Annotated in this window: 12 protein-coding genes; 6 read left to right on the forward strand and 6 right to left on the reverse strand. The window is 72.6% G+C overall.

Features of this window, described 5'->3' with window-relative positions; all coding sequences use genetic code 11:
* Nucleotides 1-41 precede the first annotated feature (41 nt).
* The 4 genes from ACH4DZ_RS27700 to ACH4DZ_RS27715 all read right to left on the reverse strand — a co-directional run bounded on the left by ACH4DZ_RS27700 (nucleotide 42) and on the right by ACH4DZ_RS27715 (nucleotide 4,754).
* Entirely contained in the window at nucleotides 42-2,477 is a 2,436-nt protein-coding gene (locus ACH4DZ_RS27700) for a right-handed parallel beta-helix repeat-containing protein (RefSeq protein ID WP_398290062.1), read from the reverse strand.
* 178 nt (nucleotides 2,478-2,655) lie between these two features.
* Nucleotides 2,656-3,261 (reverse strand): hypothetical protein, encoded by a 606-nt coding sequence (locus tag ACH4DZ_RS27705; protein ID WP_398290063.1) that lies wholly within the window; start codon nucleotides 3,259-3,261, stop codon nucleotides 2,656-2,658.
* Between the two features lie 160 nt (nucleotides 3,262-3,421).
* Nucleotides 3,422-4,246 carry an MOSC domain-containing protein gene (locus tag ACH4DZ_RS27710; RefSeq protein WP_398290065.1) on the reverse strand — a complete coding sequence of 275 codons (825 nt, stop codon included), beginning with the start codon at nucleotides 4,244-4,246 and terminating at the stop codon, nucleotides 3,422-3,424.
* Nucleotides 4,247-4,292: 46 nt separating this feature from the next.
* A complete protein-coding gene (locus tag ACH4DZ_RS27715) occupies nucleotides 4,293-4,754 on the reverse strand; it encodes a DUF6643 family protein (RefSeq protein ID WP_398290066.1) in 462 nt (153 codons plus the stop codon).
* Nucleotides 4,755-5,029: 275 nt separating this feature from the next.
* Here ACH4DZ_RS27715 and ACH4DZ_RS27720 point away from each other — a divergent pair, with 275 nt between their 5' ends.
* Nucleotides 5,030-6,328, forward strand: coding sequence for a TerD family protein (locus ACH4DZ_RS27720; protein WP_398290067.1), 1,299 nt, complete (start codon nucleotides 5,030-5,032; stop codon nucleotides 6,326-6,328).
* 34 nt (nucleotides 6,329-6,362) lie between these two features.
* Here the strand turns inward: ACH4DZ_RS27720 and ACH4DZ_RS27725 are convergent, their stop codons facing one another.
* Complete coding sequence (locus ACH4DZ_RS27725; RefSeq protein ID WP_398290069.1) at nucleotides 6,363-7,538, reverse strand: glycosyltransferase; 1,176 nt, start codon at nucleotides 7,536-7,538, stop codon at nucleotides 6,363-6,365.
* 58 nt (nucleotides 7,539-7,596) lie between these two features.
* Between ACH4DZ_RS27725 and ACH4DZ_RS27730 the strand changes: the two genes are divergently transcribed.
* Nucleotides 7,597-8,382 (forward strand): glutamate racemase, encoded by a 786-nt coding sequence (locus ACH4DZ_RS27730; protein WP_398290070.1) that lies wholly within the window; start codon nucleotides 7,597-7,599, stop codon nucleotides 8,380-8,382.
* A 120-nt stretch (nucleotides 8,383-8,502) separates the two neighbouring features.
* The gene (locus ACH4DZ_RS27735) at nucleotides 8,503-9,060 is read left to right on the forward strand and encodes a hypothetical protein (RefSeq protein WP_398290071.1); all 558 of its coding nucleotides are present in this window, start codon (nucleotides 8,503-8,505) and stop codon (nucleotides 9,058-9,060) included.
* Nucleotides 9,061-9,093: 33 nt separating this feature from the next.
* On the opposite strand, the gene ACH4DZ_RS27740 is transcribed toward ACH4DZ_RS27735, so the two are convergent.
* On the reverse strand, nucleotides 9,094-10,128 hold the full coding sequence (locus tag ACH4DZ_RS27740; RefSeq protein WP_398290072.1) for an O-antigen ligase family protein: 1,035 nt from the start codon (nucleotides 10,126-10,128) through the stop codon (nucleotides 9,094-9,096).
* 263 nt (nucleotides 10,129-10,391) lie between these two features.
* Between ACH4DZ_RS27740 and lnt the strand changes: the two genes are divergently transcribed.
* The 3 genes from lnt to ACH4DZ_RS27755 are packed head-to-tail and all read left to right on the forward strand — an operon-like array spanning nucleotide 10,392 to nucleotide 13,381.
* The gene (lnt, locus tag ACH4DZ_RS27745; RefSeq protein WP_398290074.1) at nucleotides 10,392-12,020 is read left to right on the forward strand and encodes an apolipoprotein N-acyltransferase; all 1,629 of its coding nucleotides are present in this window, start codon (nucleotides 10,392-10,394) and stop codon (nucleotides 12,018-12,020) included.
* Nucleotides 12,021-12,046: 26 nt separating this feature from the next.
* Nucleotides 12,047-12,520: an NUDIX hydrolase gene (locus ACH4DZ_RS27750; RefSeq protein WP_398290075.1), complete on the forward strand. Its 474-nt coding sequence runs from the start codon at nucleotides 12,047-12,049 to the stop codon at nucleotides 12,518-12,520.
* A 60-nt stretch (nucleotides 12,521-12,580) separates the two neighbouring features.
* Complete coding sequence (locus ACH4DZ_RS27755; RefSeq protein WP_398290076.1) at nucleotides 12,581-13,381, forward strand: 3-hydroxybutyrate dehydrogenase; 801 nt, start codon at nucleotides 12,581-12,583, stop codon at nucleotides 13,379-13,381.
* The last annotated feature ends 45 nt before the right edge of the window (nucleotides 13,382-13,426 follow it).

Raw genomic sequence — 13,426 nt, forward strand, 5'->3', positions numbered from 1 at the left:
GGTCCAGGGACGGGGACGGGGACGGGAACGGGAACCGGGGCTCAGGGAAGCTCCGGCAGGTCCTCCGCGTACAGCAGGGTGAGGTCGTCCGTGCTCGTCTCGGCGAGCTGGGCGACCCGCCCCGCGTGCCGTTCCACCATGGCCTCGAAGGTCTGCCGCGCGGTACGGCCGTTGCCGAACGCGGGCCCCTTCGGGATCGCCGTGAAGTACTTGACCAGCTCCTGGTCCGTGCCGGGTGCCAGCCGGTACTCGTGCTCCTCCGCCTGCTGCTCCACGATCCGCAGCAGTTCCTCGGCGCCGTAGTCGTCGAAGGTGATGGTCCGTGAGAAGCGGGACGCCACACCGGGGTTGACCGACAGGAAGCGCTCCATCTCGGCCGTGTAGCCCGCGACGATCACGACCACCGCCTCCCGGTGGTCCTCCATCAGCTTCACCAGGGTGTCGATCGCCTCGCGGCCGAAGTCGCGCCCCGAGTCCTCCGGCGACAGCGCGTACGCCTCGTCGATGAACAGCACGCCGCCGCGCGCCCTGTCGAACGCCTCCTGCGTACGGATCGCCGTGGAGCCGATGTGCTCGCCGACCAGGTCGACACGGGACACCTCGACGAGGTGCCCCTTCTCCAGGACACCGAGGGAGGCGAGGATCTCGCCGTACAGCCGGGCGACCGTCGTCTTGCCGGTGCCGGGGGAGCCGGTGAAGACGAGATGGCGCCGGGCGGAGGCGGCCTTGAGGCCTGCCTGCTGGCGTCGGCGGCCCACCTCGATCATGTCGGTGAGCGCCCGCACCTCGCGCTTGACGCTCTCCAGGCCCACCAGCAGGTCCAGCTCGCCGAGCACGGCCTCCGAGGTGCGCGAGGGCCGCTCCGGCTCCGACGCGGCGACCAGCGGCTCCTGCTCGGTGACGCGCTGGCCCGGGATGGCGCCCAGCAGACCGGAGGACTGCCCCGCGGTCTGTACGACGGGTTCCGGGGCCGGGGTTCGCGCGTGGGCGCTCTCGTCGCTCGTGCAGTCCTCGACCAGCGGCCCGGTGCCGGCCGCCTGGTCGCCCCCGGCGTCGGCGAACTCGTAACCACCGCGCGCGCACCGCTCCGTACGGCACTTCTTCAGGGTGGCGCGGCAGCCGTCGATCACATGGAAGCCGTATCCGCCGCTGCCCGTCACCCGGCAGCCGTGGAAGCTGCCACGACCGCCGGCCGACACGTAGAAACCCGCCTCCGCGGGCGAGGTGACCGTGCACCGCTCGATCGTGGGATCGGCGCCCTTGGTGACGATCACGCCCGTCTGCGTGCCGTCGATCGTGCAGGCGGAGAGCGTCCCGCCGCTGCCGTGGTCGCGGAACCAGGCGCCCGTCGCGGCGTCCCGGATCCGGCAGTCGTCGAGCTGCGCGGTGGCGCCGTCGCTCACCGACACGGCCGTGTTGCGGACCTGGGTGATGTCACTGTCGACGACGTCGGCGCGCGAGCCGCGGTCGAGCACGAACAGGGCGTCCGGCACGTCGTGCACCCGGCAGGATTCGAGGACGACCGTCGCGCCGTCGCTGACCCACACCGCCGGGTAGTCGCCCGTACTGTCGTGGATCTCGCACTGGTTGGCGTCCACCCGCGTGCCGGGATCCCAGACCGACAGGCCGTTGCGCCCGAACTGGCGCACGGTGGAGCGCGTCATGGTGAGGACCGACCGGGACCGCAGGTCGACCGCGTTCTCCGGGATGTCGTGGATACGGCAGTCGGCGAGCGTCAGCACGGCGTCCGTGTCGAGCGTGACACCGTCCGACGTCGTACGGTGCACATCGCAGTCCGTGAGGTGCGCCGTGGCCCGCGCGGAGATCTGTACGCCGCTGCCCCTGACCTCGTAGACCTCGCAGCCCACCGCTTCGAGGGCGGACTGCTCGCCGGTCACCGACAGGCCCGCGCCCGCCGTGTGGTGCACCCGGCAGCGTTCCAGCCGCGGATGGGCACCGCCGCGCACCGAGACGCCCGACTGGCCGGCGGCCACGACCTCGCACTCCTCGAAGACCCCGCCCCCGCCGTCGAGCACGGAGATGCCGACGCCGGCCGGATTGTCCACCGTGCACCGCCGCACCGTCGGGCGCGCGCCGCCGCGCACCTCGATGCCGGCCGCGGACCGGGTGACGATCCGGATGTCCATGAGCTCCGGGGTGCCCTCCTCGACGAGCAGCGCGGGCGCGGCCGAGTCCTGGCCCTCCACGAGCAGGTCCTGGACCACGGCGGAGGCACGTACGGTCAGCGGCACTCCGTCGACGGGCGCGATACGCACGGAACCGGCCGATCCCTCGGGGCCGCGCAGCGTCACCGCCCGCTCTATGACGAGGTTCTCCCGGTAGGTCCCGGCGGCGATGGTGAGCACGTCACCGTCGGCCGCGGCCTCCAGGGCGGCGGCGAGCGATGCGTACTCACCTGTACGGCGCCGCCACCGCGACGTGCCGGTGTGCGTCACCTGGACCGTGCCCTGTGCCATGGCGCTGCTGTGCCCCCACCTCGTCGTACGCGGGTCCTGAGAAGCCGTGTTCCGAGCGCCTGGCCGTCAACTCGGCTCGCGGGGAACGGGAAACAGCCTCTCATGACGGTGCCGAACACCTCGGCCGGTCCACCGTAGCGTGCGCGGGGCCGCGCGGTTGACCGGAGCGCGGAGGCCGTCAGCTGCCCGTGCCCGTCCTGCCCCAGTCCGGCCCCGCCCGGGACCACGCCTGGTCCCAGCGGTCGTACCGGCGCCGCACCATGCGCCAGACCAGCAGACGCCGGGTGCCCTCGACGAGGCCCGCGCAGGCGGCGGCCGTACCGAATCCGGCGAGGACGGCGTGCGTCGCGGCGGTCGCGGTGTCCAGCGGCCGGCCGACTATGCGGCCCTGCCCGTCCGTCCACACCGTGAAGTGGTCGCCGCGCTCGGGGGTCTTGAGGTCCGCCATGGCCGTGCCCCGGCGCGCGGTGCCGTCCGGAGCCGTCCAGCGGGCCACCACCCGGCTGTGGGAGTCCCGTCCGGAGGCCGTCTCGGGGTCGGGGTCCAGCGGAGTGCGGTCCGATCTTCCGATCACGGTCGCGACCACCGGGTAGTTATTCTCCCGCTGCTCCCGCACGGACCGCTGGAGGGCGTCCCCGGCGATCCCGCCGACCAGCACACCGACCAGGGGCGCGGCGACGAGGATCAGCAGAAGTGCCCCCAGCGCCAGCCACGCCTCGAAGAGATCCGTCGTACGCCGCAGCGGATTGCGCCGCCAGCGCCAGAGTCCCCGAATCGCCCGCACCGCTCCGCACCCCCTCCGCGTCCGTGATAACCCCCCTCGGAGCCGTTCACGCGCGCGGCCGGGCAAGAGAGAGGGAAATCACCCCTCCTGCCGGCCCCTCATGAACTCCTCCCACGGACTCAACGGCTGTGCCCGGCGTGGGTGTTCCCCGGGCGAAGTCCTATTCGAGGATCCGCACCGGGTCGCCCACCCGGACCGAGCCGGGGGACTCCGGCACGAGATTCTGCCCGAAGACCAGCTTGTCGCCGAAACGGCGGTGCCGGGCGAGGGTGCGCAGCGGCTCCCTGCCGCGCTCGGCCGTCGTTTGGTCGGTGGTGGTCACGACACAGCGCCCGCACATCTTGGCGACGCGCAGGACGACCTCGCCGACGGCGATCCGGGACCAGTCGTCCTCGGCCCAGGCGTCGGTGCCCTCGACCACGATGTTCGGCCGGAAGCGGTTCATGGGGAGCGGGCCCTCCTCGGGCCGGTCGCCCCGCGCGATCAGCGTGTTCAGGGCGTCGAGCGAGGCGAGCGTGGTGACGAGCAGGGGGTAGCCGTCCGCGAAGCTGACGGTCTCGCCCGGCCGCGCGAACCGCGGGTCGACGGGTCTGCGGGTGGCCGGGTCGTCGAGGTGCACGAGTCGCACCTCGATGCCGAGGAAGTCACTGAACCAGGCGTCCGCCGTGACCCCGGCGGGGACCCCCTCCACCTTGTCGTTCCAGATCTCCACCGTCGTGGTGCCGCCCGGTTCGGGCACGGGGACGGTCAGTGGCTCACGGCCGGGCGCGGACACCAGGATCGCGCCGCCTGCCAGTGCTCCGACGGAGACCAACGCCATCCGCGGTCGCGCGCGTTGGGTGATGATCCTGTTCTTCTCGTCGGTCAGCACCCAACGCCGGTCGCCCGCCGGACCCCATGGCTCCACGACGACCTCGTGCGGGGCGTACCCCGCGGCCGCCTTCAGCGGGTAGACGTGGATCGAGTGCAGTACCGGCTTCGACATGAGGTCATCCTGCCGGAGGGCTCGGACGACCTCGGCCGCATCCCCCTCAGTAGCCGCGGTACTGCTGGTTGTTGTACGGGTCCTGGTACGGCGCCGGAGCGGGGCGCGGGGCCGCGGGGGCGGGACGCGGTGCCGCCGGACGCATTGCCTCGTAGCCCGTGCCGCCGCCGTTCATGGGGCGCTGCGGCTGCGGCGCCTGGGGGCCCGGGTAGCCGCGCGGCGCGCCGTTCTGCTGGGGGATGTACGGGGCCGCGGCCTGCTGCAGCGGAGCCGGTTGCTGGGCCTGGGGGTAGCCGTACTGGGGAGCCTGCTGAGACGGTGCGGCGGGCAGAGCGGGCAGCGCCGACGGAAGCGCGGGCAGGTTGCCGCCCGTGTCGTATGCCGCGGGGACCCGGATCGGGGCGATCTGCGGGGTTCCCCGCTCGGCCACGAGGGAGTCGTAGATCGGGGTGTCCGGGAAGGAGGCGGAGTAGTAACCGCCGCCATAGGTGGAGCGGGGGGAGGTCATGGGACATAAGTTAAGCCCACGATGTGCTGGTTGGGGAGACCGATAAGAGGGTTGTTTTCCGTGTCGGCAATGACGCGGGACCCTCAATGCGAGCGAATTTGGCGAAAAAGGGCAGCGGAGACTGCCAGGATCGTGTAAAGGCCGAGTTCCGGAGGGGTTACCCACGAGTCGGTCGCCGATCTTCCGGGCCCGGTCATGGGCGTTCGCCGCTCGGGGGATTAGGTTGGCGCGGAACGGGCGAACGTACCGAGTCGCGGTCGTCGCGGAGACACCCGATGGGGGCGGACATGTCAATGCCTAAAGGATCGAACGTCGCGGTGCCGACGACGGGGTTCCGCGTCGAACTGGGCTGGCGGACGGGTCCCGGAGTGCCCGACGCGGACGCCTCGGCGCTGCTGCTGGCGTCCGGGAAGGTCCGCTCCGACCAGGACTTCGTGTTCTACAACCAGCCGGCGCACTCCTCCGGCGCGGTGCGCCACGAGGGCAAACGCAACGCCGGCGGCCAGGTGAACGACACACTGTTCGTCGACCTCGCGCGCGTGGAGCCCGGGATCGAGACGGTGGTCCTCGCCGCCTCCTCCGACGGCGGCACGTTCGGACAGGTCCCCGGGCTCTACATCCGTATCCTCGACGCACAGCAGGGCACGGAGGTCGCGCGCTTCGACAGCGAGGGCGCGGGTGCCGAGACCGCGTTCGTGCTCGGCGAGTTCTACCGCAGACAGGGCGCCTGGAAGTTCCGTGCCGTCGGACAGGGCTACGACAGCGGACTCATGGGACTGGCCACGGACTTCGGGATCACCGTCGACGAGCCGCAGCGGCCGGCGCCGCCCGCCCCCGTGACCCTGCCGGTCACGGCCGCCCCGCCCGTCTCGGCCCCCCGGCCGATGGCACCGCCGCCCGCCCCTCCGGCACCCCCGGCCCAGCCAGCGGCCCCCGTACGCCTGACCAAGGTCACCCTCACCAAGGACGCCCCGTCCGTCTCGCTGACCAAGCAGGGCGGCACCTCGGGTGTGATGCGAGTGAACCTCAACTGGACGGTGCGCAAGCAGTTCTCGGGATGGCAGGCCAAGCTGGGCCGGGCGATCGCCATGCACGCGGACCTCGACCTCGACCTGTGCGCCCTCTACGAACTCTCCGACGGAAGCAAGGGCGTCGTCCAGGCCCTGGGCAACGCGTTCGGAGCGCTGCACCAGCCCCCGTTCATCCACCTCGACGGCGACGACCGGACCGGCGCGTCGTCGAGCGGCGAGAACATCAGCGTCAACCTCGACCACATCCGGGACTTCCGCCGCATCCTCATCTTCGTGACCATCTACGAAGGGGCACGCTCCTTCGCCGACCTGGACGCCTCGGTGACCCTCCAGCCGCTGCACGGCGCACCCGTCGACTTCTCCCTCGGCGAGTGCACCGTGCCCTCCACGGTGTGCGCGCTCGCCCTCATCACGAACACCGGCACCGACCTCGTGGTCCAGCGCGAGGCACGCTTCCTCGTCCCCGACCGGGGCGTGAGCCCGCAGCGCACCGTGGACTACACCTACGGCTGGGGCATGAACTGGACCCCGGGCAGGAAGTGAGCCCACCGGACGCGCCTCTGTCCCGCGGAAGCGCTCACTGCCGCTCGGGCGCCGCCTCGGGCCGGGCGTAGGTGCGGCCCTTCCAGGCCGCGCCGCGCCCCCTGTAGTGCTGCACCGCGGAATCCACGGTCATGAAGAGGTACATCAGGGCCGTGAAGGGAAGCAGCGGGGCGAGCGCGAGAGGTTGCCGGTAGTACCGCAGCATCGGCAGATACGTCGCCGTCATCACCAGCCACGCCAGTCCGCCGGCCGCCGCCGCCAGGTGGACGCCCGTCACGACACCCACGACGAGCGCCACCGGCGGCACCAGATACACCACGACGAGACCCGCCACGGTGCCGGCCAGCACCAGCGGGTTGTGCCGCAACTGGGCGTACGCGCTGCGCGAGACCATCCGCCACAGATCGTGCAGCCGCGGATAGGGACGCACACTGTCCACGCGCTCGGCGAGGCCCAGCCAGATACGCCCTCCGGACCCCTTCACGGCCCTCGCCAGCGCCACGTCGTCGATGACGGCCTGCCCGATGGCGTCCGGGATCCGGGCCCGCTCGGCGGCCGTGACGCGCAGCAGGACACAGCCCCCCGCCGCGGCAGCGGTCCGTGAGCCCTCCTCCGCGATCCACCGGAACGGATACAGCTGCGCGAAGAAGTACACGAACGCGGGCACCACGAGCCGCTCCCAGACGCTATGCACGCGCAGCCGCGCCATCTGGGAGACGAGATCGAAGTCCCCGGTCACGGCCGAGGCCACCAACTCCCGCAGGCTGTCCGGCGCATGGGCGATGTCCGCGTCCGTGAGCAGCAGATACTCGGGTGCACGCGCGCGTGCCAGGCCGATGCCGTGCCGTACGGCCCAGAGCTTGCCGGTCCAGCCCGCGGGCGGCTCCCCGGGCGAGCCGACGGTCAGCGGCAGTCCGCCGTACCGCCGCCCCAGCTCACGTGCCAACTCCCCGGTGCCGTCCGAACTGCCGTCGTCGACCAGGAAGATCTCGGCCCGCCCCGGATACTCCTGCGCGAGGAGCGACGGCAGGCTCTCGGGCAGGACGGCGGCCTCGTCGCGCGCCGGCACCACCACACCCACGGACGGCCAGCTGTCCGGCTCCCCGCGCGGCGGCAGCCGCAGGTCCGTACGCCAGAAGAAGCCCTGGCCGAGCAGCAGCCACAGCCAGGCGGCCAGCGATCCGACAGCGGTCCACACAAGGGCGCTCACCCGCCGCAGTCTGCCCCACCGCCGCGGCCCGCAGAGCCGAATCGACTATGGTGACCGGGTGAAGATCGCGCTCATGGACTCCGGAATCGGACTGCTCGCGGCGGCCGCCGCGGTACGTCGGCTGCGCCCCGACGCGGAGCTCGTTCTCTCCTCGGACCCCGGCAGCATGCCCTGGGGGCCGCGTACGCCCGAGGACGTGACCGCGCGCGCCCTCGCCGTCGCGGAGGCCGCCGCCGCGCACCGGCCCGACGCCCTGATCGTCGCCTGCAACACCGCGTCCGTGCACGCCCTGCCCGCCCTGCGGGCCCGCCTGGAGCCGGGGATCCCCGTCATCGGCACGGTCCCCGCGATCAAACCGGCCGCGGCGGGTGGCGGACCCTTCGCGATCTGGGCCACGCCGGCCACCACCGGCAGCCCCTACCAGCGGGGGCTCATCCGCGAGTTCGCCGACGGAGCGAGCGTCACAGAAGTGCCCTGCCCCGGCCTCGCGGACGCCGTCGAGCACGCCGACCAGGCGGGCATCGACACCGCGATCGCCGCCGCCGCCGCGCGCACCCCCGACGATGTGACGACCGTCGTCCTGGGCTGCACCCATTACGAACTGGTCGCCGAGCGCATCCGCGCGGCCGTGCAGCGGCCCGGCACGGCACCGCTCGTCCTGCACGGCTCGGCCGGCGCCGTGGCCGCGCAGGCACTGCGCCGCACCGGCGAGGCCGCGGCCCCGCAGGCGCCCGAGCAGGGCACGCTCACGGTGCTGCTCGGCGGCCGGGAGGGCGTACTGCCCGCCACCGCGCTGACGTACGACGAGGGCCGACTGCTCCAGGCGGTCAGCCCCGCCCGCTGAACCCGCCCGCCGGCCCGAGCGCGCGGCGGCGCTCGTCCGGCGGAGGCTTCGCCTCCACGCGCGACGGTCACGGTCCGCGATCAGGTGCCCTCTCTGCGGAACGTGAGTACGCTCATTGGCATGACGGACCACCCCCACGGCGAACAGGGCGCTGCCGACGCCCCGCATACCGAGGTCTGGCACGGCCGCGCGTCCAACCGTATGCAGTGGCTGCTCGCGAGCATCGGCGCCGCCTGCCTGGCACTGGGCATCCAGCTGGCCGTCGATTCGACATGGACGTCGGGCATCGCCGCCCTCGCCATGTCCGTGGTCGGCTGCATCGCGGCGGGGCTTCTCGTCCTCTTCGGGACGCTGGCGTTCGTGCATGTGGCCGTGAAGGTCGACAAGGAGTGCCTGGAAGTACGCTGCGGCCACATGGGCGTCCCGCGCCGCCGCATCCCCCTGTCGCACATCACGGGAGCCGACTTCGCGCCCCGGGTCACTCCGCGGCAGTGGGGCGGCTGGGGGTACCGCTGGCGGCCCGACCAGGGAACCGCCGTGGTCGTCCGACGCGGCGAGGGACTGGTGCTCCTGCTGGGCGACGGGCATACGTTCACCATCACGGTGGACAACGCCGAGGCGGCCGTGCGGGTGATCCGCGACCGGCTGAGGCTCGCCGCCACGGGCCGGACCCTCTGACGCCGTAGACACTGTTCCGCCCGGGTCCGCCGGCTACCCCGTGGAGGAGGTCGGCGCGGTCGGTGTGGGACGCGCTGTGGCCAGGCCCGCGAGCAGGCCCGCGCCCGCCGTGACCGTCGTGAAGCTCAGAGCGTTGCCGACCGCGGCGATCGCGGCCAGCGCCGTCAGGGCGGCGCCCGCGGTGAGCACGACCGGGGTGGGGCGTGGTGACCTCCACAGGGCGTACAGCACCCAGCCGAACACCGCGGCGAGCAGGACCATGCCCAGGACCCCCTGCTCGGCGGCCTGCTGGAACGGTGCCGAATGGGGTTTGCCGTCGGGCGGCAGCGTCCGCGTGACGGTCGGGCTCAGCTCCGCGAAGCGTCCGGGGCCGATGCCCAGCCCCGGTTCCCGGGCCGCCATGTCGAGCGCGTCGTGCCACAGCAGCACCCGGTGCGGGGTGAGCTGCCCCTCCAGGGACGAGGTCAGGCCGTCCGGCAGCGCGTTCTCGGCCGTCGCCCAGGTCGCGCCGGTCACCAGGGCCACGGCGAGCGCGAGACCGCCGAGCCCCACCGCCCGGCGGCGCATACGGTCGGCGGCGAGCGAGCAGAGCAGCACTCCCAGACAGGCCACGAAGCCCGACGTCGATCCCAGGACGGCCGCGGTGACGGCGATACCGGCGGCCAGCAGCCGCAGGGCGAGCCGCAGTCCCGGCGGGCGGGCCGCCCAGGCCGCACAGCACGCGGCTCCCGCGGAGAGGGTGAGCAGCGCGGCGGTCGCGCCGGTCTGGCCGAGCGGTGAGGTCACCTGACTGCCCGGATTGATGTGCGGGGCGGCCACGGCGAGACCGAGTCCGGCGAACGCGCCCGCACCGGGCACGGCGACCGGCAGCAGTTCGCCGCAGATCCGCCCCACCGCGTAGCCGGCGGCCACGGCGAGCACCGCGAGCAGGACCCCCTCGGGCCGTCCTCCGCGCGCCGCGGCGGTGATCAGGGACCAGGCGGCGCACGCGCCGAGCACGACGACACCCGTCGCGTCCGACGCGCTGCGTCTGCCGTGTGCCGACGCCGGACCGGTCGCCGAAGTCATCCCCGTGGACCCCACCCCGACGCCCCCCGACCTGTGACGGGCCCCGTCCGCCCGGCCGGAAACGGCCCGTACGTCGAAGGCTCCGGCACACCGTAACGGGTGATGCGCCGGTTTGTGGACGAGTTGCGCAGAAACGATGCGGCAGGTGAGGACAAACGCCCGGCCGGTACCTGGTCAGCACCCGGTCAGCACCTGGGCGACGCCCGGTCGGGCGCCGGGGGCCGCGCTGTCGGCGCCGCGGTCACGCGCCGTAGACTCCCCGGGTGACCGCCACAGCGACCCCCGTAGACGAGCCGGAACAGCTCGAACCGCAGGACCGGCCCGTCTCGCGCATGGTTCGCCTGGCGCGACGGCTGCTTCCGGCCGCCGCCGCGGCACTCTCCGGGGTGCTGCTGTACGTCAGTTTCCCGCCACGCACCCTGTGGTGGCTGGCCCTGCCGGCCTTCGCGATCCTCGCCTGGTGCCTGCACGGCCGCACCTGGAAGGCGGCCCTCGGCCTCGGCTACCTCTTCGGCCTCGGCTTCCTGCTGCCGCTGCTCGTCTGGACCGGCGTCGAGGTCGGTCCCGGACCCTGGCTGGCGCTCGTCGTCATCGAGGCGGTGTACGTCGCGCTGGTCGGCGCCGGCATCGCGGCCGTCTCGAAACTGCCCGGCCGGCCGCTGTGGGCCGCCGCCCTGTGGATCGCCGGTGAGGCGGCACGCGCGCGTGTGCCGTTCGGCGGCTTCCCCTGGGGCAAGATCGCCTTCGGCCAGGCCGACGGGGTCTTCCTGCCGCTCGCGGCGGTGGGCGGCACCCCCGTGCTCGGTTTCGCGGTCGTCCTGTGCGGCTTCGGCCTGTACGAGACCGTCCGCCTCGGCCTCGAAGCGCGGCGCACCCGTGTCGTACGCCGGGGCGCCGCCGCGGTGACCCTGCTCGCTCTCGTCCTTCCCGTGGCGGGCGCCCTTGCCGCACGCTCCCTCGTCAGTGACAGCGCCGAGGACGGCACCGCGACCGTCGCCGTCATCCAGGGCAACGTCCCGCGCGCGGGACTCGACTTCAACTCCCAGCGCCGCGCCGTCCTCGACCACCACGCACGGGAGACCGAGCGCCTTGCCGCGCGGGTCAAGGCGGGCAAGGTCGCCCAGCCCGACTTCGTGCTGTGGCCGGAGAACTCCTCCGACATCGACCCGTTCCGCAACCCCGACGCCTACGCCGTGATCGACAAGGCGGCCAGGGCGATCGGCGCGCCCATCTCGGTCGGCGGCGTCGTGGAGAAGAACGGCAAGCTCTACAACGAGCAGATCCTGTGGGACCCGGTGAAGGGCCCCGGCGCCACCTATGACAAGCGTCAGGTCCAGCCGTTCGGCGAGTACCTCCCGATGCGTTCGCTCCTCGGCGCCATCAACGAGAACTGGACGTCCATGGTCCGCCAGGACTTCAGCCGGGGCGACAGGCCGGGCGTGTTCACCATGGCGGGCACCCAGGTCGGCCTCGCGACCTGCTACGAGGCCGCCTTCGACTGGGCCGTGCGCGACACCGTCACCCACGGCGCCCAGATCATCTCCGTACCGAGCAACAACGCCACGTTCGACCGCAGCGAGATGACGTACCAGCAGCTCGCCATGTCCCGCGTCCGCGCCGTCGAGCACAGCCGGACCGTCACCGTCCCGGTGACCAGCGGCGTCAGCGCCGTGATCATGCCGGACGGGAAGATCACCCAGCGCACCGGCATGTTCGTGGCCGACTCCCTCGTCCAGAAGGTGCCGCTGCGTTCCTCCGAGACCCCCGCCACACGCTTCGGGATCGCGCCCGAGATGGTGCTGGTCCTGATCGCGGCGGGCGGACTCGGCTGGGCGGTGACGTCGGCCGCGCGCGGACGTTCGGAACGCGGTGGTCGGAACGCCGCAGGGTGACGGGACCGGCCCGTTAGGGTCGATCCATGGCAACTCCTGACTTCATCCGTACGATCCGGGCCAGCGCGGGCCGGCAGCTGCTCTGGCTTCCCGGAGTCACCGCCGTCGTCTTCGACGACGAGGGCAGAGTCCTGCTCGGGCGCCGGGTCGACACCGGCAAATGGGCCGTCATCGCCGGAATGTCGGAGCCGGGGGAGCAGCCCGCGGCCTGTGCCGTCCGCGAGGTCTACGAGGAGACGGGCGTACGGTGCGTCGCCGAGCGGATCGTTCTCGTCCAGGCACTGAAGCCGATCACGTACCCCAACGGTGACATCTGCCAGTTCATGGACATCACCATCCGGTGCCGGGCCGTCGGCGGCGAGGCCCGCGTCAACGACGACGAGTCCCTGGAGGTCGCCTGGTTCGCCGTGGACGCGCTGCCGGACCTGAACGAGCACGGGCTGGTCCGGATCAAGCAGGCGCTGTCCGACGAGCCCACGTGGTTCGACCCCACGACCTGAGGGCGAAGTGTGGGTTGTAACCACATGGGTCGAGCCGGAAGGGCTCCCTAGGGTCGAAGCATGACCGCGCGCAGCGTCCTCGCAGGCCCCCACGTCCCCTCCGCCGACCTCGGCGGCCGTACCGCCCTTGTCACCGGCGCCGCAGGTGGAATCGGCCGCGCGTGCGCGCTGCGGCTCGCCGCGGCCGGCGCGAAGGTGCGGGCGGTCGACCGGCGGGCCGAGGGGCTGGAGACGCTCGCCGAACAGGCCCGGGGTCTCACGGGAACCGTCGAGCCGCACGTCCTCGACCTCACGGATCTGGACGCGGCGGAATCCGCCGCGGCGGGCACCGACATCCTCGTCAACAACGCCGGACTGCAACTGGTGCGGCCCATCGAGGAGTTCCCGCCCGACACCTTCCACACCGTGCTGACCGTGATGCTGGAGGCACCGTTCCGGCTCATCCGCGGGGCGCTGCCGCACATGTACGGGCAGGGGTGGGGCCGCATCGTCAATGTGTCCTCCGTCCATGGGCTCCGCGCCTCTGCCTTCAAGTCGGCCTATGTGGCGGCAAAACACGGTCTGGAGGGTCTCTCCAAGACGGCGGCGCTCGAAGGCGCCCCCCATGGAGTCACCTCGAACTGTGTGAACCCCGCCTATGTGCGCACACCCCTGGTCGAGAAGCAGCTCACCGACCAAGCGGCAGCCCACGGCATACCGAGGGAGCGGGTGCTGACGGAGATCCTGCTGCAGGACAGTGCCGTCAAACGCCTCATCGAACCCGAGGAGGTCGCCGAGGCCGTGGCGTACCTGTGCGGCCCTGCCGCGTCCTTCGTCACCGGCACCTCGCTGGTGCTCGACGGCGGCTGGACCGCGCACTGAGAGGAAGTTATCCACAGGGCAGGGCAGGCTGTCGGCGCGACGGGT

The sequence above is a fragment of the Streptomyces sp. NPDC017991 genome (assembly GCF_044328075.1).
Taxonomy (GTDB): domain Bacteria; phylum Actinomycetota; class Actinomycetes; order Streptomycetales; family Streptomycetaceae; genus Streptomyces.

Coding starts and splice junctions, on each gene's coding strand:
- ACH4DZ_RS27700 (WP_398290062.1), bottom strand. CDS start 2,477: ATGGCACAGGGCACGGTCCAGGTGACGCACACCGGCACGTCGCGGTGG.
- ACH4DZ_RS27710 (WP_398290065.1), bottom strand. CDS start 4,246: ATGTCGAAGCCGGTACTGCACTCGATCCACGTCTACCCGCTGAAGGCG.
- ACH4DZ_RS27715 (WP_398290066.1), bottom strand. CDS start 4,754: ATGACCTCCCCCCGCTCCACCTATGGCGGCGGTTACTACTCCGCCTCC.
- ACH4DZ_RS27720 (WP_398290067.1), top strand. CDS start 5,030: ATGGGGGCGGACATGTCAATGCCTAAAGGATCGAACGTCGCGGTGCCG.
- ACH4DZ_RS27735 (WP_398290071.1), top strand. CDS start 8,503: ATGACGGACCACCCCCACGGCGAACAGGGCGCTGCCGACGCCCCGCAT.
- ACH4DZ_RS27740 (WP_398290072.1), bottom strand. CDS start 10,128: ATGACTTCGGCGACCGGTCCGGCGTCGGCACACGGCAGACGCAGCGCG.
- ACH4DZ_RS27750 (WP_398290075.1), top strand. CDS start 12,047: ATGGCAACTCCTGACTTCATCCGTACGATCCGGGCCAGCGCGGGCCGG.
- ACH4DZ_RS27755 (WP_398290076.1), top strand. CDS start 12,581: ATGACCGCGCGCAGCGTCCTCGCAGGCCCCCACGTCCCCTCCGCCGAC.